Raw genomic sequence first — 20,932 nt, 5'->3', positions numbered from 1 at the left:
TCCTTATCTATGCATGTTGTACGACGTGCTTGTTGGCACGGCTATACAGTAATATTAGAGGCAGCCCTAGGCATGTGTCAATGATGTTGATAGTCATTATCAATTTGTGCTTGACTGTAGCCGGACATGAAGGTAGGATAATCAATGTCATTGATTGACATTCTCAATTACACAAATCATTAAGGGGGTCCTCTTACCATGTTTTCTCGTACATATCGGACCGCAGGGTTTAAAACATTCTTTGCGGTTTTGATGGCGCTGTTGCTGGTGGTCACTGGTTGCGGCACTCCGCAGGCAACGGAACAAGCACCGGCAGAACAAAAGCCTGCTGACCAGGCTACAGGCAATGCCAACAGTTCCGACCAATCCTATACAGTCAAACACGCTATGGGCGAAACCACTATTAAAGGTACACCACAGCGCGTTGTCATGCTGACCAACCAAGGGACAGAAACCTTGATGGCACTTGGCGTGAAGCCAGTAGGTGCTGTTGGTGCCGCTCATGATCCGACTCAATTCTACGATTTCACCAAGTCCTTCCTGGAAGGCACCAAGTCTGTTGGTACAGAAGGTCAGCCAAACCTGGAAGCAATCGCTGCCCTGAAGCCTGATCTGATTCTCGGTATGAAATTCCGTCATGAAAAAATTTATCAACAACTGTCCGCAATCGCTCCGACCGTGTTCGTAGAAGAGCCACGCGGCGACTGGAAAGCAAACTTCAGCCTGTACGCAGAAGCTGTCAACAAAAAGGCGGAAGGCGAGAAAATCATCGCTGACTGGAACAAGCGCGTAGCCGAGTTCAAGGAAAAAGCGGGCGACAAGCTGAAAACGCAAGTATCCGTCGTGCGTTTCATGCCTGGTAAAGTTCGCATCTACTATAAAGACACCTTCACTGGCGCGATCTTCAAAGACCTGGGTCTGGCTCGTCCAGCTTCCCAAGACAAAGAAGAGTTTGCAGCAGAAGTAACCAAAGAGCGCATTCCAGAGATGGACGGCGACATCATGTTCTACTTCACGTATGAGACAGGAAAAGGCGAAGCGTCCAAGATCGAGCAAGAATGGACGAACGATCCATTGTGGAAAAACCTGAACGTAGTAAAAGCAGGCAAAGCGTTCAAAGTGGATGACACGATCTGGAACACTTCCGGCGGTGTCATCGCGGCAAACAAAGTGCTGGATGAGCTGGAAGGCTACATCATCGGCAAATAAGCGCAGAGACAAAAAAGACAGGGGCGAGTTGCTCCTGTCTTTTTGCCTGTTTGCATGCGCTGCTGCGGTCTGTGAGGTTACCCTGCCATGTTGTTGACGGTGCCGCGCGGGTAGTAAATGTTCACGTGATCGATGTAGAAACTCTCCGGTTTGCCCGCAGTTCCGGAAAAGACGATTTTCAACTCGTAGTCCGGCGTGACCTTGTACGTGTAAATGGTTTGCCCGGCTGCGGTCGCGGTGCTGTTTGGCTTGCCCAATGCTTGCAAAACCTCTGCTTGCGTGATCGCTTGCAGGCGAGGGTCGTAGGAACGAATATCGACGACTTGCATGCCTTTGTTAAAGGCGAAGACCAGTCCGCGATTCTGGTACGTATTGTATGTGAGTCCGTTGACGTAGGAGACGACATCAGGCTTGCCGATTTGTTTTTCGATTTCGTCAAAGACGTCTTTTTCTACCCGATACTCGCTGCCGAGCGTCTGCCCGTTTTTGGCCAGCTCGCGCAAGTCTTGCAGCATGTCGATGTTGCTTCCGTACAGCATCAGGTTTTTGTTGCCTTGCGGGTAGTAGACGTTGTATCTCACGAGAACGAGGTTCGTGTCACCTGCGCTCTTCAAGCCCTGGAAGATGAACTTCACCTGGTATTTGCTCGTCACGTCGTAGGTGTAAATGGTCTGATTGCCAAATTCGCTGACGCGGTTCGGTTTGCCCCACGCTTTTTCCACTTCGGACAAATGGATTTGATGCAAGCGGGGATCGGTCGTGCGGATGTCGACAAGCTGCATGCCTTTGTTGTAGCCGAACACGACGCCGCGCTTCGTATAGGTGGAGTAGGTGAGTCCGTTGGCTTGATCGGTATAGTCTGGCTTGCCCCAGTCTTTTTCGACTTGGTCGAAGACGGTGTTTTCCACGGTGTACGGTGCGGTAAACCCTTTGCCTTTTTCCGCTTCCGTGCGGATCAGCGGCAGCAACTGCTCGGATTGTGGCGTGACAGGTGCAGGGTTTACGGCATTTCCTTTGCCGGCTTCAGGCCCTGGCGAAGCAGATGTCGAGCCGGGCGTCTGGTTGGTCGGATCTGGCAGTGCGCTCTGCTGATTGTTGCTGATGAGGGTTGCTCCCATCCAGATCGTCGCGGCAAGCACGGAGCAGATCGCCAAGCCTTTTCCCAGCCCGGAAAAGCGGCGGGCAGACACAACTGGTTCGGATTGAGTGCGCGAATGCGCGTCGGTGGAACGAATCGTAGACAAAATCGCTTGTTTTTTTCCTTCGGTCATTTTCATGTCAGGCAGTCCTTTCATTTCTTCTAAAAGTTGTTCATCTGTTTTAAATCGCATCGCCTACCATCCCCTTTCTTTCCTGCAAAAGCTGCTCTTTTACCGCCTTCATGGCCCGATGCATGGTGACGTTGACCTTGCTTTCCGACCAATCCAATATTTCAGCGGTTTCCTTGGAGGATAGTCCCTTGATCCCGCGAAGGATCAGTACCTCGCGATAGGTGGGCTTCATTTGCCGCAGCGCATGGTACAGCGCTTGCTGTTCGTCGTGCAAATGCAAAATCTCCTCTGGCGTCTTTTCTTCGGATTGAACTTTGGCGAGCCATTTGTCCGGCAGCCAGTTGCGAAATCGTTGTTTTCTGGCGAAGTCGATTGCCGTATGCCTGGCGATGGTGAGCAGCCATGTCTTCGGTTGCGATCTGCCTTCAAACGTATCCAGTGACCGCAGCGCCTTGAGGAATACATCCTGGACGAGATCTTCCACGTCTTTGTTTCCGGTATAGTAGACGAGAAACTTGTAGATGTCGTCGCTATAGCGCAGAAACCATTGCTCAATGATGTTGTTTTTGTCCATAGCTGAACCACCTTTTTGCTTTCTACTTGTAATTTGACGACCAAGGTGCGCTTTCATTACAAAAGACGAAAAAAACTGCCGGAATTATGACCGACAGTTTCTGGAAATTCGTTTTTTTAGTTAGTGGTGAAGCATGGCGTCGCGGGTAAACCAGAGCCGATAGCTCAGCATGCTGATGAGGACAGCAGAGACAGCGGCAGAGGAGCTGAAGCTGAGCATGATGAGAATTTGGTAGCGGACGGCTTCGACCGGGCTTGCGCCAGCGATAATCATGCCGGTCATCATTCCGGGAAGCTGAACGAGCCCGATTGTTTTCATCGTGTCAAACGTAGGGATCATGCTCGCTTTGACGGCGCGCTTCAATACCGCTTGAACGGCCTGGCGGGGAGTCGCACCCAGGCAGAGCAGCGTCTCGATCTCGCCACGGGAAGTTTCCACTTCACGGTTCATATGGGAGAGGAACAAGCTGCAAACGATCATGGAGCTACCGATAATCATGCCGCTCATGGGAATGAGGTACTGGGGCGTAGGCGTGACCAGTCCGAGTGTTACCAGCAGTCCCATGGTGACCAGCTCCGTGATCGAAAGCGAAATCGCGATCCGCCAAAAAATGCCGCGCAGCTTTTTCCCTTTGCTGGCGGCGTTCCAGGAGGCGACCGCAATCATCATGGCGATAATCAAGAGGATGAACAGCAGGCTGTCCGCGTGGAAAACAAACTGCAGCACGTAGCCGATGACCAGCAACTGCAAGGTGGAACGGACCGTGCCGATGGCGATTTCTTTTTCCAGCCCAAGCCTTTGCCATAGAGAGAGGAGGAGGGCGATCAATACGAAGGCAAAGGCGATCCAGATGGATGTATAGGTCATGAGTGCACCTCTCTCGCTGTGTGCGCATGCGCGCTTTGCAAAAAGTCGCGGGCTTGTATCGTGGGCGGCGCGTGGAAAAAGGAGTGGCTGGGCAGGTCAGCCTGTAGTTGGTGCTCCGCCAGAAACCAGATGCGCTGACAACGGCTGCGGGCCTCCTCCAGATCATGCGTGACCCAGAGAATGGTCGTGCCTGACTGCTCATGCAAATCGACGAGCAACTGCTCCGTGGCCTGTTTGCTGGCCGTATCGAGCGAGGCCGTCACTTCGTCCAGCAAAAGGACGTCCGGCTGCAGTAGCAAGGTGCGGATAAGGGCAAGCCGTTGCTTTTCTCCGCCAGAAAGCTGGTCGGCCGGCTTTGACCAGTCGACCTGCTCCAAATGAAGCTGCTCGCACAGGGCGCGAGCGAGCTTTTCATCGAATGAGCGCTGATGCAGCACGCTTACGGTACGCAAATTGTCTTCCACTGTGCCCGGCAGCATGATCGCCTGCTGAGCGACGTAGCTCACTTTCATGCGCCAGGCGCCGCTATCCCACTGGGTCATTTCTTTTTGCGCGAGCCGGACCGTACCGCTGTCTGGCGGCAAAAGACGACCGAGAATGCGCAGCAGCGTGCTTTTTCCCTGCCCCGATTTTCCAAGGATTCCGATAATGGCAGGTTCCGGGATGATCGCGTTCAGGTCGTGGAAAAGCCAGTGGCCGGAGGGCGAGAGGACTTTTTTGCCCAAAGCTTCAATCTCCATGACGGTACTCATGCAAAAATCCTCCCATCAACGGGAAAACACCGAAGAGGACGAGTCTCCGGTGTTTCTCCAATACAGGCTATCTATGTACTTATTTATGCTCCGACAGCCATTGTGCAACCGCTTGAATTTCCGGTTGTTTTTTCAGCATTCCTGGAGGCATGCCGCCTTTACCTTCTTTGATAATTTTGGCGATGTCTTCAGCGCTGTGAGTTGCCCCGACTTTAGTCAGGTTCGGACCAGCGATCCCCTCCAGATTTTGTCCATGACAGGAAGCACAGTTTTGCTTGAAAATAGCTTCAGCATCAATGTTGGCAGTAGGTGCACCGCCACCTTGCGCTTCTTCTCCATGTTTTGGTGGGAAAATAATCGATCCTACGAGTGCAATGAGAAAAACTAGAAACAAGATACCAAACGAAGTGAAAAAGGCCTTCGCGGAATCAATTACGTCGTTTTGATTCATGTCTTTTTTGTTGGACCCAGCCATTGACAAAGACCTCCCGAAGCAAATAATAAAGGTTCAACTGCAATTTTACGGCAAAATCTTGACAGTTGCAAGGCGACGGCCAAACAGACAAAGAAAGTACACAATTTGCCAATTTTGTGTAAACAATCTTTTCTAGTATTGTCGCTTATATTGTGCGTAAAACAGGCAAATATTATTTCATGGTAGTTTGGTTTATATATAATGGAAGGGATAGCGGGTTGCTGTTACCTGACAAGTATGATAAAGTGTTTATATTGGTTTTTTACCGCCTTGGAAATCCGTTTTGAGGTGAATGAAGATGGCATTGGCTGCGAAAATTTTACTTGTGATCGCAAGTATTGGCTTAATTATCGTCGTGTTGCTGCAATCTGGAAAAAGTGCCGGCCTTTCGGGAGCGATTGGTGGCGGTGCAGAGCAACTGATGGGCAAGCAAAAAGCCCGTGGGATTGACGCACTTTTAGGGAAACTGACCGTTGTGTTTGCGGTTGCTTTCATGATTTTTGCGATTTTGCTCGGATATTTCTTGAAAACAGGAGCGTAATAGACGAATAGCCGAAAGACAGCGAGTGCGACTTGCTGTCTTTTTCGCTATTCCGATTGCGATGTAGATGAACGGTGAATACTACATAGTAATGGATAAATGGAGGAGCGCGGTAGAGCCACGCGAAAAAAGGAGGTTTGTGAATGACAGATCAAGAAAAGATACTCGCGTTCATGCGGGAGCAAGCTTATCACCCCATGACGGTGAAGGAGCTGGAGGAAGCGTTTGAGCTCAAGGACTCGGCTTCCTTCAAGGAGCTGGTGAAAACGCTGAACGCACTGGAAGCAAGCGGCGAGGTAATTCGCACGCGTGCGAACCGATACGGCGTGCCGGAAAAAATGAACCTGGTGCGCGGGCGTCTGCAAAGCCATCCAAAAGGCTTCGGATTTATTATTCCGGAAACGCCTGACATGGAAGATATATACGTCCACGCCAACGACATGAATGGAGCGATTCACGGCGACACCGTGCTCGTGCGTGTCGAGAAGGAAGCGGGCGGCAATCGCCTGGAAGGGCGAATTATTCGCGTCGTCGAACGGGGCATGACCCAGGTTGTGGGGACGTTCAAGGATGAGACGTACTACGCGTTTGTGATTCCGGATGAGAAACGGATCGGCAAAGATATTTTTATTCCGAAAAACGCATATAACGGAGCGGTAGACGGCCACAAGGTCGTCGCCAACATCGTCCGCTACCCGGAAGGACGGGTCAATCCCGAGGGAGAGATCGTAGAAATTCTGGGGCATAAAAACGATCCGGGTGTGGACATTTTGTCCATCATCCGCAAGTTCAACCTGCCGGAAGCATTTCCGGAGGATGTGCTGGCCGAGGCAGAAGCGGCGCCGGACGAGATTTCGGAAGAGGAGATCAAGGGACGCCGCGACCTGCGCGACCGGATGATGGTCACCATCGACGGAGCAGACGCCAAGGACCTGGACGACGCCGTTTCGCTCGAAGTGCTGGAAAACGGCAATGTCAGGCTCGGTGTGCATATTGCCGACGTCAGCTATTACGTCCGCGAAAAATCGGCTCTGGATAACGAAGCGTATCGCCGGGGCACGAGCGTCTATCTGGTCGACCGCGTCATCCCGATGCTGCCGCACCGTTTGTCCAACGGGATATGCAGTCTGAATCCAAAGGTAGACCGACTGACGATCTCCTGCGACATGGAGATGGACCAAAACGCGCAACTCGTGAAGTACGATATTTTTCTCAGCGTGATTCGCACGAACGAACGCATGACGTACGCCGATGTGCGCAGCATCCTGGAAGACAAGGACGAAGCCTTGATCGAGAAGTACAGCGAGCTCGTCCCGATGTTCCAGGAGATGGAGAAGCTGGCGTTGAAGTTGCGTTCCAAACGGATGCAGCGCGGCGCAATCGACTTCGATTTCCGCGAAGCGAAAATTTACGTCAACGATGAGGGCACCCCGACAGACATCGGGTTCCGCACGCGCTCCATCGCGGAGCAGATCATTGAGGAATTTATGCTGGCGGCCAACGAAACAGTGGCCGAGCATTTCCACTGGATGAAGCAGCCGTTTATGTACCGGATTCACGAAGACCCGAACGCCGAAAAGCTGATGGCCTTCATGGAGTTCATCACCAACTTCGGCTACTCGATCCGCGGCAAGGGCAACTCTGTCCACCCGCGCGCCCTGCAGCAGCTTTTGGAAGAGGTAAAAGGCACGCCGGAAGAGATTATCATCAGCACGGTCATGCTACGTTCCATGAAGCAAGCGCGCTACGACGCGGAAAGTCTGGGTCACTACGGCTTGTCCACCGAGTTTTACACGCACTTTACGTCGCCGATTCGCCGCTACCCCGACCTCATCGTCCACCGACGCATTCGCGAGTGGATCGAGCAGGGCAACAACCTGTCGGAGAAGCGCCTGGCGTACTGGGCCGAGCAGATGCCGATTATCGCCGAGCACGCCTCCCAGCGCGAGCGGCTGGCGGTAGATGCCGAGCGCGAGACAGACGACCTGAAAAAAGCTGAGTTCATGAAGGAGCGCGTCGGAGAGGAGTTCGAGGGCGTCATTTCCAGTGTGACCTCGTTCGGGCTGTTTGTGGAGCTGCCCAACACGATCGAGGGCCTGGTGCACATCAGCTTCCTGACCGACGACTACTATCATTACCACGAAAAAATGTACGCGCTGGTAGGCGAGCGGACGGGCAAGCAGTACCGCATCGGGGATGTAGTGCAGGTCCGCGTGGCGAACGTCAACGTGGATGAGCGCACCATCGACTTCGAGATCGTCGGCATGACCAAGGCAGCCGGATTCCGCGGCAGCCGCGAGCGCACGCCGCGCGTCATCGACGGCCGGGGCACAGGTCGCAAGCCGACTCGCGGCAAGCAGGATCGCTCCCGCGGTGGCCGTCCCGAGCGGCCAGATCGCCAAAAGGCCAAAAAGCACCCGGCGGAAATCCGCCAGAAGTACAAGGATCGCCGCAAAGGCGAAGGGAACAAAGCTTCGCGCGGCCCAGCTTCCGGTCCAGCAACTGGAAACAAAGACGTCCTGCCGATTGGGCAGGGTGGAGAAGAGGCCCAAGGGGAGCAGCAGAAGGGCTTCTGGGAAGATTTTGTCCGCTCCAAAAAGAAAAGCCGCAAGAATGTAGTCAGCCAGGCGAAACGGAAGCGGCGTTAATTAAACGGTTGTGTAAGGGGCTTTCCGTACAGGGGAGGCCCCGGCAAGCAGGCAGAGACGAGCTTGAACAGGGAGGAGACTTCCTGTTTGCGATCGGGTGGACGCGGCAAACACGGCAGTTACCCGGCAAATGTCTTGCCACAGCGGGCAAAATTTGCTAGACTAACTGTTACGAAACGCAGTACGTACAAGCGAGGTGATCTCCATGTCAAAAGATAAAGCCGGAACCAAGACAGTCGCCCAAAACCGAAAAGCGCGCCACGATTACCACATCGAGCAAGTATTCGAAGCAGGGATTGCCCTGACCGGTACGGAGATCAAGTCGGTGCGTGCCGCGCGTGTCCAGCTCAAGGACAGCTTTGCCCGCGTACAAAACGGCGAGCTGCTCCTCTACAACGTGCACATCAGCCCGTACGAGCAGGGCAACCGTTTCAACCACGAGCCGGAGCGTACCCGCAAGCTGTTGATGAGACGACTGGAAATCCTCAAGTTGAACGGCCTGATTCGCGAAAGAGGCTACTCGCTGGTCCCGCTGAGCATTTATTTGAAGGGCGGCTGGGCCAAAGTCGAGCTCGCACTCGTCAAAGGGAAAAAGAACTACGACAAGCGCGAAGACCTCAAGAAAAAGGACGCTGCCCGCGAAGTCGAGCGCGCCCTGCGCGAACGCCAAAAGGCCTGAGCGCTGCCTAACTGGTTTGCTTTGGCAGGCCTGGCAGCAATCGACGTTGAGTTTTGCCTGCCGCTTGTGCTATATTAAATAGGCAGCAAGCAATACACCATTTTGTACACAACAGTCTAGGTGCGGATCAATGGCTCTTCACCTAGGCTTTTTCTCACCTTATACCATGGGGGCGTTCTGGATTCGACGGGGATGGTAGAGCATGAGAAGCGAGCCGGGGGGTTGCGGACCTCGTCACCAACGCAAACGCCATTAACTGGCAACAAACAACTTTCTCTCGCTGCTTAATAACCAGTGAGGCTCTCCCACTGCATCGGCCCGTGTGCCGTGGATAGGGCTCAACTTTAACGGGCTACGCCGGAGGCTTCCGCCTGGAGCCAAAGGAAGAAGACCAATCAGGCTAGGTGCCAGGTCAGCGCGTCACTCCGCGAATCTGTCACCGAAACTCTAAACGAGTGACTGCGCTCGGAGATGCTCATGTATCGCTGTTTTCGGACGGGGGTTCGAATCCCCCCGCCTCCACCATAAAAACACTACATAAAAACGTCTGTTTCTTTATAAAAGAAGAAATAGACGTTTTTCTTATAGCATGCAGGAATTTGGTAATAATAATGGAATTGGAAATTGAGATTATTCAATACTATTTATCTCTAGGAGTTTGAAAATGATACATGCTAAGGTACACGAACTAAAAAAAGTTTTCAGAGTTCATTATCTAATTTCTAAAAGTGCAAAAGAACCACATGTAAAGTTTTCACATAAATTGCTCCTTTTTTATGCCGTTGAGTGTGGATTGAAAGTATTGCTTCTTCAGAAAATAAGAGGAAGTACAACAGAAGCATTTATGCTTCACAGAGAGCTTAAAGATAAACTTAACGGAAAAAATGGGCATAATATCAAATATATCCTCAGTTATCTAGGATATGGGCATTTTAAGCTTCCTAGCCTTAGTTGTATGAATGGCAGTAGTGCGCCGCCATCTGAATACAATCAAATTTGGCGGTATGGTATTGAGGTAGACTTTGAAAGTGAGAAAAGAATTATCGAAGAGTTGTGGGAAATAGTTGAGTGGATAAATAGGAGGATATAGTATGGATTTTTTTTATACCTGGTATGATGTGGAACGGAAGTTTAAATTGCAAAATTGGCATCATAAATGGAGTAGTGTAGACGTTTATAATGACGAAATTGTGATTAGCACAGTTCATGATTTTACTGAAGAAGATTATTTAGAATCAGATATTATCTTAAAGGAAATGTTCGGTCTTCATTACTCTAGAGAGAGTAGATTCATTAGGTTAGACTTTGGAGAGCGGATTCTAAAAATATCGTTTGAACACTTGGAGAATGGATTTCATGAAGATAATCAGTCATTACCATTATTCAAGGAATTATCAAGGAGATTTTCTGAGCCAGAAGATCTTAAGGGTGTGCCTGTAATTGCTTTTCATTCTTATAAAGGTGGGGTAGGTCGAACATTATCATTGCTCTCAACGGTGAGAGCTTTAAGCACCAAAAGGAATACTGAAAAGAATCGTCAATATCGCTTACTAATAGTTGATAGTGATATCGAGGCCCCAGGATTAACTTGGTTGGCTGAAACGCAAGGCATCTTCAGTGATATGAGTTTATTAGATGCCTTGGCATTAGTTCATGACAATAAAAATTGGAAACAAGTATTGCCGTTTGTTGCAAAGAAAATCAAAGAGACAGCTCTTCGGTTGCCAATAGAAAGACAATTTGTTGAGCATTTTTTCTTGCCTGCATATAGGGAAGTTCAACAAGTAATGCTTATGCCAACTACCCCTGAAAATATAATCAAAATGAACGATAGAGAGTGGGTAATTACTGATTTTTTATCAGAGCTTGGAAGGGAATTGGAAGTTGATGCTGTTTTGATTGACTTAAGAGCAGGAGTTAGTGAGTTTGCGGCACCTGTTTTGTTTGATCCAAGAGTAAGGAAAATTTATGTATCTTCAACTTCTCTTCAGTCCCGGAGAGGACTAAAGACAATTTTAAAGCAAATATATGATAAGCCTCTTCATGAAAAATATCCATATCCTACAGTGTTAATTTCTATGGTTCCTGAAGAAATAGATAATGAAGAACGTATGAATATGGCTGAAGAATTTCTTGATGTATTTAAGAGTATGGAGAAAGAACAAGATATTGACAAACCGTTTGACCGACTTGTAGAATTTCTATCGTTTAGCTCTAATTTGGTACATCTTGAAGGGTTTGATTCAATTGATAGAAAGTTATCCAACTCAGAAATGTCTAAAACCATAGATTTATTAGTATCAGATTGGGTGGACATTAAGGCGAATTCAGAGAGGGAGAACTCTATACCCAATAATAAAAAGTCATCTTTTTTAAAAAAATTAGTTACTACAGCTACAGAAATGGAGCATGCAGAGACAAAACTTATCTCTAACTTCTTAACGACGATTCCTCTAAAGAATATTACTCGAAAGTATCGTTATACTGCACCAGTTTCAGTTGTACTCGGAGCAAAGGGATCAGGCAAAACATTTGCATATTTACAGTTGTTAAGATCAGGCACGTGGGAAAATTTTATAAATAAGGTTGAAGGTGGAAATGAAAAGTTCGAAACCATAACTCATGTAGTACCCTTTCTTAAACCAAAGAACCTTGCAGATGAGTCCGTTAGTGATATGTCCCTTCATATGGATGCGCTAAGAACTGCCTTAGGTTTTGACATTAGTATTAGGAGTATCTTATCTTTAACTGACGAGATAGAATTATTTGAGGCTAACACTGGAACAGAAGCAGAATGGAAAACCTTCTGGAGGAAGAAAATACTGGAATTTACGGGGTTGCCTTTTGAGAATTTTGAAGATTTACAGACATATTTAGAAAAAACAAATAAAAGAGTTCTCTTTATAGCAGATGGTCTTGAAGAGCTCTTCTTAAATGTAACCAACTCATCCAAAGAAAGAACTGCAGTTAGGGCATTATGTCAGGGAATTATCAATGAACTTAGATCTATGCCTGAAGGTCGAATCGGTCTACTGCTGTTTTTAAGAAGGGATGTTGCAATTAACTCAGTCGAGCAGAATTGGACGCAATTCTATGCTCAATATTCTTTATTTGAGCTTAAATGGACGAATGTTGAGGCATTGCGACTAGCCCTCTGGCTAAGTTGTGAGGTAGACAAATCATTTTATTCATCTCAAATACCGATTGAAAACTTAACTGGTGAAGCACTTGAAGAAAAATTATACCCACTGTGGGGAATTAAATTAGGGAGGAAAGACTCTAAAGAAGCGTATTCAGCAAACTGGATTATCGCTGTTTTATCCGATTTAAACGAACAACTACAAGCAAGAGACATAATACGGTTTCTAAGGTATGCAGCGATTGAAAGTACAAATACTACTCCTTTAAATGACCGATATCTGTCTCCTTCTGCAATACGTAATGCTATTAAACCATGCTCTGAACAAAAAATAAAAGAAATTGAGCAAGAAATGCCATTGGTAGAAAAAATCTTTGCTAAATTACAGTCAAAATCTCCTGATCAGAGACAAGTCCCTTTCCAATTAGAGGATTTTGGGCTATCGAATGATGAGGCGAGATTCTTGGAGCAACAAGGATACTTGGTTAAAATTGACACTGGTTATTATATGCCAGAAATTATTCGGAGAGGGCTTGGATTCAGTTTGCAAAGTGGGGCAAGACCAAAAGTTTTCGCTTTATTAAAAAGAGCACAACGTAGGAAGTGAGGGACAGTAGCTCGTCCGGAGCAAGAATTAAACTTACCAGAGGTTGGTTTTTTGTGAGTAATTAGGGTATGCAGCGGCTTGTCTTGTTAACATGGGTTTACTAGGAAGAGACATACCCTGATCCTTTTCTTACATGACGAGTAATTTGTTTAGAAACTAATTATTAGCCTCACATTTTCGAACTAAGATGCATTTTTGGACAATACTGATGTTATGTTGTTACCTAAAACTGCGAGCTCTCTCGGCGATGCTCATGTATCGCTGTTTTACCTCTATGGGGCACTGAGGTCCGATAGGTGTTCTCCACCTGCATAAAAAAAGCCACCTGCAGAGGTGGCTTTTTTGCGATGTGCCACGCATGGCGACTAACTAGGCGGTGAAAAGTGTAACCTGTCCAAAGTCTCGCTATGCATGAAATGGCTCAATCATCAGTCATCACAACGATACTGAAATGCAGGCCCTGTCTGTATAAAGTACCCGCTTCTAACTTGCCCAGCCCAGTTTTTCAGAGCGGATTTCCACTGGGGGCTTTTAAAAAAATCATCTACCGATACAGAACTAGAAAACCAAACGATGGGAGTAAACGGAGCGAGCTGACCAGCCCCTCCCCAAATGCCGCCTGCCTGAACCTCGTCCTCAATCACAAGTAGCAATGGTAAACCGTATTGATAAGCCATTGCAGGTTCAATTTGCAAAAAGGCGAGTACGGTTCTCCCTCTTCGTGGCCCTCGTTGGTCGTAGAAGGACAGAAGCCATGCCATAACTCGAGTTAATCATCGTACGAATGTTTTCCAGTGTAGTATTCGGATATTGTTCTGTGTTGGGCAAAGTGCGCGGGAAGAGGAGTTCTTTCTTGATTTCTTTGAACATGCGAATCACGAATTGCTGTTGGATAGTAAACGGCGGCTGTGGAGGACCGAGCGTAAACAAATTTTGATGACTAAAAAACACAGGGATTCGAAAAAACGCCGAAGCAGCGTCGTTCAAATCCTGCAAGTCCTGGTAGCACTGCTCGATTTCTTCCTTGCTTAAACCTGTGTTCGGAGTAGAATGCACAACTTGGATTTCGTACTTTTTACTTCTCTCATCCTTTTTCGAACTCATGTTGTCACCTCCACAGTGAAGCGTATTCACCAAAATACGGCGGTGACTGGACAAATTAAGAAAATGTGCTTCTTTGCCTGATGAACATAATCAGTTCGGTCTGGGAATGAATGGGGAGAGTAGGCGAAGATAGAATGGGACGGGGGAAAGGTAACCCTTCCTTCGAGCAGATCAAGCTGGTGCGGGACGACAGTTATTGCAAACGTCTAGTGAAGATCGAGCGGAAGCAACGGGCTTACATGCGAGATTTTGAGGGATACACTGAAATAAGAACCGTTCATTATGGGACTGGCCCCCTCTGTAGGACAGGGATCAATTTCGTCTGAACTTATTGGCGACAGTGTGAAGCAATATCTTCACCTCTAAATGTTAGAATGAATAGAAAAAAACTCTTGATTTCCCCAGAACAGGCAGCCGCGAATTACCTGAAGGTACATCCGCTTGAATTGCGGTTAATCAATCAGGTGTATGTATATCGTCCGCAAATGGGGCGGGGAGATCAATTTGTTGATGCGATTACTGGACAGGTGATAACTCCGTAAGGGAACGATAAATAGGAGCGACTACTCTCTTAACGATCAAGGAATAGTCGTTTTTTCCTTTCTCCTTTCCATAAAACATCCCCGCCCTTACCAGCTACCAACAGCGCGCCTTTCAGGTCCAAAGTCATCCAGAAACCCAAGCGAAATGCCCAGACTGCACAAGGCACTATCACTACCAAAAGTCAATCCAAATACAAAATGATATAATAAATGCGACTATTCATAATAAAGACTATTTCGATCAGATTTACAAATGCATAAACGAAGCCAATTAGAAATGAACGAGCTAGAAAAAACAATAATGCCCGCAACACTCTCTTACGAAACAGTATGATCTTGTGAAGCTCGTCTAATCAACGAATCAGGAAAGGTACCTTATCTACTTCTAGGAAGGTTAGGCCGAGAGGAGGATCGAAAATGGGGATCACGGTGCAGGAGATGCTGCGGTTGGACGCGCTGCAAAGTTTACGTGTTATCGCCGGTTTCGATGGTTTGGACAGGATCATCAATCAGGTAAATGTTTTGGAAATGCCCATAACCGAAGTGGAGCATTTAGTTTTGGGAGGCGAGCTTGTGCTGACCACCTTTCACAGCTTGAAAGATGATCTGGAGGCACAAGTGAATACGATTAAAAAGCTTGCTGAAAACGGGGCAGCAGCTTTGGGGATTCATCCGATGATTGCTGACAAGATCATGCAGAAGGCGATCGTGGAGGCAGCGAATATTTCTGGCCTTCCTGTCATTTTGTTGCCTCCTGCGATGCCTTATGCTACGGTTTTTTCTGCCGTGTTGGGGACGATCCTGAATCGGCAATCACAGTTGTTGAAACAATCGGAAGAGATTAACAGGGAGATGACCCGTGTCATACTGTATGGCGGTGATGTGAATGCGATTGCCAAGACGTTGACCGGATTAATCAAGCAGCCGGTAATGATTACCGACGATATGTTCGAAATTTTGGCTTTAGGGTCAAAAGAAGCGGCAGAACATTCGTTTTTAAAAAAGTGTTTGCTTATGACAGAAATGTCGGAGCGGATTCAGTTTGATAAAGCTGGAAACTGGACACACGATTCTGCGATGGAGATGGTGTTTCACTCCAGCTTGTTTGAGATAGAGGGGCGGTCTGTACGGCTGATCGTTATGCCTGCAGGAGTGATAAGCGATCCTCTGGGGTACATTTTTACCTTAGAGATGGGGGCTCCCTTACAAGAGCTTGATTTCATTGCTATCTCGCACGCTTCTACTGCGGTCGCTCTGGAGATTGCCAAGCAGCGGGCGATTACCGAAGCGAAAAGGCGAATGCGAAGTGACTTTTTGACGGAAATGTTCGAAGGGAAATATGTTAGAGAAGAGGATTTGTACGAGAGAGCGAGAGCGGTCGGGCTCAATCTGGTGAAAAAACATATGGTGCTGGTCATGCGTTTTGACTTCAGCGATGGTCTTGAAAAAGAGATGGGTAAATTGGAAAGCCGCATCCACGCGGCGGTCCGGTCAACAATCAATCAGCATGCTCCCAAATGCAATTTTGTGGTAAAGGGGGACATGTTGGTCATTTTCATTCATTTTGACAGGCAATTTGACAAGCAACATTCGCAACAAGAGGCGAAAAATCTTGCGGTCCTCTTAAAAGATGCTATCGAAGCGGGAAGCGGCAAAGCCCGCGCATCTGCTGGGATCGGCGGTTTTTATCCGTCGCCGTTGAATTTGGACCAAAGCTACAGGGAAGCGCTGCAAGCTCTTGAGCTCGGCTGCAAAATGTTTGGGACAGGCAGTATTACAGCAGTGAATGAGCTGGGTGTATTCGGGATTCTGGGGGAAATATCCGGCAAGTTGTTAGACCAGTTTACAACGGGGCTGCTCGATCAGCTCTATCAATATGATGCCAAAAATCAAACGGATCTCGTAAAGACGGTGGAAGCGTATCTGGATGAAAAGGAAATCTTTACAGATGTCGCAAAGCGGTTGTTCGTACATCCCAATACGGTCAAATACCGGATTGAAAAAGCGAAGGAGATTCTCGGGTTTGATCCATTTAAAAAGCCTGAGGAAAGATTGAATTTCCATCTGGCGCTGAAGGCCAGGAAGCTATTGCCATAAAAGAAGCGCAAAACAGCTCGATTTGTCTGCGATAGACAAAGAAACGGGCTGTTTTTTGTTTGTTTTAAATATTAAGATTATTATTTTTGTGTGAAATAATGTGAACAGAAACAAGCAGTATGACTGAAAGCTATGCAGGAGAGGGGGCTGTGGGCTGCATGATGGACACACAAGATTGGGAAAAACCAAAACCGATGAGGGGGCATTCACATGGATAAAAGAATTTTGTGGATCAATCCGGTCACTACTGATTTGTTCGACACCATTTTCAAGAGCGAGTTTGACAGGATCAAGCAGGCGGGGACGATTGTGGATGTGGTTTCCTTGACCCCGGGGCCTGGACCGACTCATCTGGAGTACAACTGCTACGAAGTGATGCTGATGCCCGAAATCCTCCGCGTGATTAAAAGAGCCGAAGAAGAAGGCTACGATGCGGCAATTATCGGCTGCTTCTATGATCCTGTCTTGAGGGCGGCTCGAGAGATTTCGAAAAAAATGGTCGTCACGGCTCCGGCTGAAGCCAGCTTGCATATTGCGTCGACATTGGGAGAGAGTATCTCGATCATTGTCGGGCGGCGCAAGTGGATACCCGAGATGAGAGAAAACGTCCATAAATATGGCTTTGCCGACAAATTGGCTTCTTTCAAGTCACTCGATATGGGCGTGCACGATTTTCAGAAAGATCATCAGGTGACCATGCAGCGAATGCGTGAGGCAGCGCGAGAGGCTGTCGAGAAGGATGGAGCCAATGTGCTTGTGCTGGGATGCACGATTGAATTTGGCTTTTATCGGGAAATTCAGGAGGAACTGGGTGTTCCGGTTATTGATGCAAGCCTTGCACCTTTTAAATACGCCGAATTTTTGATAGAGCTCAACCAAAAATTCGGTTGGAGCCACAGCAAGCTGGATGGCTACCAATCGCCGCCTGATGAAGAAGTGGCCTGCTGGAAGCTGTTTTAAAAAACGAGTTAGCGGCTGTGAGAAGAGATAAGGGGGGCCATTATGAGAGCAGAAAGCGGAGTGGAGGTACTGCAAAAGCGATCAGTACCCGTTGGAGCGCTGTTTGAAAACATGCCGGTTACCAGTCAGCATTGGCAAGCGGGATTGGTGCTTTTTTTCTCCTTTGTGATTGAATCGTGGGAAATGATGATTGTCATTCTGGCAAGCGCTTCAATTGGCGGCGAGTTTCAACTGGACGGCACTCAAATCGGATCGCTCATCGGCTCCATTTATCTTGGGATGATCCCGGGATGCCTGCTATGGGGAAAGCTCGTTGATAAAATCGGCCGCAAGCAATCAATGATTTTCAGTTTTGGGCTTTATGGAATCATTTCGCTTATTAGCGCATTCTCACTCACCTACGAAATGCTTTGGTGGACCCGCTTCTTGTCCGGTGTGGCGCTCTCTGGGGTTTTGGTGGCAACGTTCCCGTACTTCGAGGAGCTGCTCCCCATGAAGGTGCGTGGGAAGGCCGCGGTGTATCTGGCTTCTGGATGGCCTGTGGGCTATTTGCTTGCCATTGGCACGACCTACCTCTTTATGGAGCTTGGCTGGCGCTGGATTATTGGCGTCAGCTCGCTTGCCGGTTTGTGGTTCCTGGCAATCGCGGCGTTTGTGCCTGAGTCGCCGTACTGGTTGGCCGGAAAAGGTCGCCATTCGGAGGCGAAGGAGGTTATTGACAAACTTTCCAAAGGCACGATGCAAAGAGAGATTAACAGCGTCGAGCTTGCTGTGGAGAATGTGAAAACAGGTTCTTTCCTGGAGATTTTTAGAGGGCAATTCCGGCGTTCGACAATTTTGCAGCTCCTCATCAACTTTAGTTTTTCCTGGGGATATTGGGGACTGTCCTCCTGGATGCCGGCACTTTTGGCGAAAAAAGGATTGAGTGCGCCGGAAGGAATGGGCTTTATGGCAATATCTGCCCTCTTCATGTTTCCCGGTTACATGGTCTCCTCGTATTTGACGGGCAAATATGGACGCAAAAAGGTAATGGCGCTGTTCGTCTTTTTTGCAGCGGTCAGCGGGTTTGGCTTTGCCAACGCAAATACCTTGCAGGAAATGTATATCTGGAATTTTGCCCTTTCGTTCTTCAGTTTGGGGGCGTGGGGAGTATGGGATACATGGATGGCTGAGCTGTATCCGACAGAGGTCCGCGGTGTCAGCTATTCTGTAGGGATGACCGGCCAACGGGTAGCCAACGCGATTGCGCCAAGTGTAATCGGAGCTATGCTGGCGATCAACAGCAGCTTTTTGACTACGGTTTCCTTTATCTCCGCTTTTCTTGTCGTTACATTTGTGGCTTCGCTTTTCCTGAAGGAAACGGAAGGCGAGATTTTGCATTAATGCTGTAACAGTCCATTACTCCTAGAAGGGTGGTTCCTATGCGTGTAGCTACAGATATTGGAGGAACGTTTACTGACCTGGTGTACTTAGATGAGAACGGTAAAATCGGTACCGCTAAAAGCGATACAACACCGCCCCATTTTGAGCAAGGGGTTATCCAAGTGATTCAAAAGGCTGGGATTGATCCTTTGGAAATCGCGACTTTTATCCACGGAACGACGGTAATTATCAACGCATTGACGGAGCGCAAGGGAGTAAAGACCGGGTTAATCACGACAAAAGGGTTCCGCGATGTGCTGGAAATCGCCCGAGGCAACCGTCCCGATTTGTTCAATGTTCGCTATCAGAAGCCGACCCCGTTTGTCGCGCGCTTTCTGAGGAAGGAGGTCAGCGAGCGGATCAACTATAAGGGGGAAGTCATGACCGAATTGGCGGTGGAAGAGGTGAAGGCCACTGTCGAGCAACTGCGGGCGGAGGGAGTCGAGGCTATTGCGGTGTCATTTCTGCATGCCTACGCCAACCCCATTCATGAAAAGCTGGCGGTGGAAGCGATCAGGGAAATTTGGCCGGAGGTAGCAGTGACGGCTTCCCATGAGGTGACCAAGGAATGGCGCGAGTACGAGCGGATTAGTACGGCAGTGCTGAACTCTTATGTCAAGCCGATTGCCAAGTCCTACATCGACAAATTGAGTAACCATCTTCACGACATCGGGCTTGATGGCAATAAATATATCATGCAGTCCAACTCTGGCACGACTACTTTTGAGCAGTCAAAAGAAACGCCGATCAACATGGTCGAGTCGGGGCCAGTAGCCGGGATTTTTGGCTCAGCCATCTTGGGGCAAATTCTTGGGGAAGAAAACATCATTGCTTTTGATATCGGAGGAACGACGGCCAAATGCTCCCTGATCGACAAGGGGGAAGTAAAGGTTACGACGGAATACCGGATTGAGAAAGATGAACGAAATGCTGGATATCCGATTAAAGTACCCGTGGTCGACATCGTGGAGATCGGGAATGGCGGAGGTTCCATTGCCTGGATCGACGGTGCCGGCTCATTAAAGGTGGGGCCACAGTCGGCCGGGGCGTTGCCAGGGCCGGTCGCCTATGGACGTGGCGGTGAAAGTCCGACTACAACCGATGCCAATTTGGTTACAGGGCGGTTATCGCCTGCCAATTTTCAAAACGAGGTAAATATGGAAGCGGTCAAGCAAGCGATCCACGAAAAGATCGCAAAACACTTCGGCATCTCCGTGGAAGAGGCGGCGCTGGGAATTATCCGCATCGCCAACTCCAACATGCTGAATGCGTTGAAGCTCATTTCCATCCGCAAGGGTTACGACCCGCGAGAGTTTTCCCTGGTTGCATTCGGAGGGGGAGGACCGATGCATGCGCTGGCATTGGCCAAGGAATTGGGTGTGAAAAAAGTTATCATCCCGATTGCGTCTTCGGTCTTCTCCGCATGGGGCATGCTGATGACTGACTTGCGACATGACTACATCCAGACTTATATTCGCCGAATGAACGGACTGAATCAGGAAGAACTGAATCGTGAATGGAACCAACTGGAAAAAGAAGCGATTGACCAATACGAGCGCGAAGGAATTGCAGCGGATCAGGTACTGTTTGTACGATATGCGGACATCCGTTACGTCGGACAGGAGCATTCTGTCAAGGTTCCCGTGCCAAATGGACTGATGGATGCAAAAGCGATTGAGGAAGTGATTGATCGTTTCCATGACCTGCACGAGCAGCATTACACGTTCAAACTAGAGCATGCACCGACGGAGATTGTAAACCTCCATCTAACGGCGTTCGGCACAGTGCAAAAACCACGGATAGCCAGTCTGGGAAGACAAGGGGACAATAGCGAGGAAGCGCGCAAGGAAGTGCGTCCGGTTCTGTTCGAAGAGTATGGATGGATTGACACGACAGTCTACGATCGCGAGCTACTGAATGCCGGAAGCGCGGTGAAGGGTCCGGCAATTGTCGAGGAAACCTCTTCTTCAACGGTCATTTATCCTGGACAGCATCTCATTGTTGATGAATATGGCAATCTAATCATTACTACGGGGGTGTAGTCA

Annotated in this window: 16 protein-coding genes and 1 other RNA gene; 11 read left to right on the top strand and 6 right to left on the bottom strand. The window is 48.6% G+C overall.

From position 1 onward, the window contains the following. Window positions 1-198: 198 nt before the first annotated feature. The gene (locus AC27IT_RS20280) at window positions 199-1,209 is read left to right on the top strand and encodes an ABC transporter substrate-binding protein (RefSeq protein ID WP_025849005.1); all 1,011 of its coding nucleotides are present in this window, start codon (window positions 199-201) and stop codon (window positions 1,207-1,209) included. Window positions 1,210-1,286: 77 nt separating this feature from the next. Here AC27IT_RS20280 and AC27IT_RS20275 read toward each other — a convergent pair whose 3' ends face one another. From AC27IT_RS20275 to AC27IT_RS20255, 5 genes are all read right to left on the bottom strand, one after another. Further along, window positions 1,287-2,540 carry a YjgB family protein gene (locus AC27IT_RS20275; protein WP_327944795.1) on the bottom strand — a complete coding sequence of 418 codons (1,254 nt, stop codon included), beginning with the start codon at window positions 2,538-2,540 and terminating at the stop codon, window positions 1,287-1,289. Continuing rightward, a complete protein-coding gene (locus AC27IT_RS20270) occupies window positions 2,530-3,054 on the bottom strand; it encodes an RNA polymerase sigma factor (RefSeq protein ID WP_327944794.1) in 525 nt (174 codons plus the stop codon). The genes AC27IT_RS20275 and AC27IT_RS20270 overlap by 11 nt, the downstream gene beginning before the upstream one ends. Before the next feature lie 120 nt (window positions 3,055-3,174). Continuing rightward, window positions 3,175-3,921 carry an ABC transporter permease gene (locus AC27IT_RS20265; protein ID WP_005826954.1) on the bottom strand — a complete coding sequence of 249 codons (747 nt, stop codon included), beginning with the start codon at window positions 3,919-3,921 and terminating at the stop codon, window positions 3,175-3,177. Then, entirely contained in the window at window positions 3,918-4,673 is a 756-nt protein-coding gene (locus AC27IT_RS20260) for an ABC transporter ATP-binding protein (RefSeq protein WP_007782223.1), read from the bottom strand. The genes AC27IT_RS20265 and AC27IT_RS20260 overlap by 4 nt, the downstream gene beginning before the upstream one ends. A gap of 79 nt (window positions 4,674-4,752) precedes the next feature. Then, window positions 4,753-5,148, bottom strand: a complete 396-nt coding sequence (locus tag AC27IT_RS20255) for a YqzM family protein (protein ID WP_327944793.1) — start codon at window positions 5,146-5,148, stop codon at window positions 4,753-4,755. A gap of 298 nt (window positions 5,149-5,446) precedes the next feature. Here AC27IT_RS20255 and secG point away from each other — a divergent pair, with 298 nt between their 5' ends. The 6 genes from secG to AC27IT_RS20225 all read left to right on the top strand — a co-directional run bounded on the left by secG (window position 5,447) and on the right by AC27IT_RS20225 (window position 12,762). Then, on the top strand, window positions 5,447-5,689 hold the full coding sequence (gene secG / locus AC27IT_RS20250) for a preprotein translocase subunit SecG (protein ID WP_003843341.1): 243 nt from the start codon (window positions 5,447-5,449) through the stop codon (window positions 5,687-5,689). Between the two features lie 143 nt (window positions 5,690-5,832). Continuing rightward, window positions 5,833-8,337: a ribonuclease R gene (gene rnr / locus AC27IT_RS20245; RefSeq protein WP_025849014.1), complete on the top strand. Its 2,505-nt coding sequence runs from the start codon at window positions 5,833-5,835 to the stop codon at window positions 8,335-8,337. Between the two features lie 205 nt (window positions 8,338-8,542). Continuing rightward, complete coding sequence (gene smpB, locus AC27IT_RS20240; protein WP_005826964.1) at window positions 8,543-9,016, top strand: SsrA-binding protein SmpB; 474 nt, start codon at window positions 8,543-8,545, stop codon at window positions 9,014-9,016. Window positions 9,017-9,184: 168 nt separating this feature from the next. Beyond that, window positions 9,185-9,541: a transfer-messenger RNA gene (ssrA, locus tag AC27IT_RS20235) on the top strand. 139 nt (window positions 9,542-9,680) lie between these two features. Continuing rightward, entirely contained in the window at window positions 9,681-10,106 is a 426-nt protein-coding gene (locus AC27IT_RS20230; protein ID WP_283858335.1) for a hypothetical protein, read from the top strand. Between the two features lies 1 nt (window position 10,107). Next, a complete protein-coding gene (locus AC27IT_RS20225) occupies window positions 10,108-12,762 on the top strand; it encodes a KGGVGR-motif variant AAA ATPase (RefSeq protein ID WP_283858334.1) in 2,655 nt (884 codons plus the stop codon). Between the two features lie 684 nt (window positions 12,763-13,446). Here AC27IT_RS20225 and AC27IT_RS20220 read toward each other — a convergent pair. Continuing rightward, window positions 13,447-13,866 carry a hypothetical protein gene (locus tag AC27IT_RS20220; RefSeq protein ID WP_260507610.1) on the bottom strand — a complete coding sequence of 140 codons (420 nt, stop codon included), beginning with the start codon at window positions 13,864-13,866 and terminating at the stop codon, window positions 13,447-13,449. A 959-nt stretch (window positions 13,867-14,825) separates the two neighbouring features. Between AC27IT_RS20220 and AC27IT_RS20215 the strand changes: the two genes are divergently transcribed. The 4 genes from AC27IT_RS20215 (at window position 14,826) to AC27IT_RS20200 (ending at window position 20,929) form a co-directional block, all read left to right on the top strand. Next, the gene (locus tag AC27IT_RS20215; protein WP_026558087.1) at window positions 14,826-16,505 is read left to right on the top strand and encodes a PucR family transcriptional regulator; all 1,680 of its coding nucleotides are present in this window, start codon (window positions 14,826-14,828) and stop codon (window positions 16,503-16,505) included. Between the two features lie 210 nt (window positions 16,506-16,715). Then, window positions 16,716-17,465 carry an aspartate/glutamate racemase family protein gene (locus AC27IT_RS20210; protein ID WP_007786486.1) on the top strand — a complete coding sequence of 250 codons (750 nt, stop codon included), beginning with the start codon at window positions 16,716-16,718 and terminating at the stop codon, window positions 17,463-17,465. A gap of 42 nt (window positions 17,466-17,507) precedes the next feature. Then, a complete protein-coding gene (locus AC27IT_RS20205) occupies window positions 17,508-18,848 on the top strand; it encodes an MFS transporter (RefSeq protein WP_007786488.1) in 1,341 nt (446 codons plus the stop codon). A gap of 38 nt (window positions 18,849-18,886) precedes the next feature. Then, a complete protein-coding gene (locus tag AC27IT_RS20200; protein WP_283858332.1) occupies window positions 18,887-20,929 on the top strand; it encodes a hydantoinase/oxoprolinase family protein in 2,043 nt (680 codons plus the stop codon). Window positions 20,930-20,932 lie beyond the last annotated feature (3 nt).

It is taken from the genome of Brevibacillus sp. YAE8 (genome assembly GCF_057543335.1).
The sequence above is the reverse complement of the archived record's forward strand: the minus strand, read 5'-3'. Positions and strand labels throughout refer to the sequence as shown.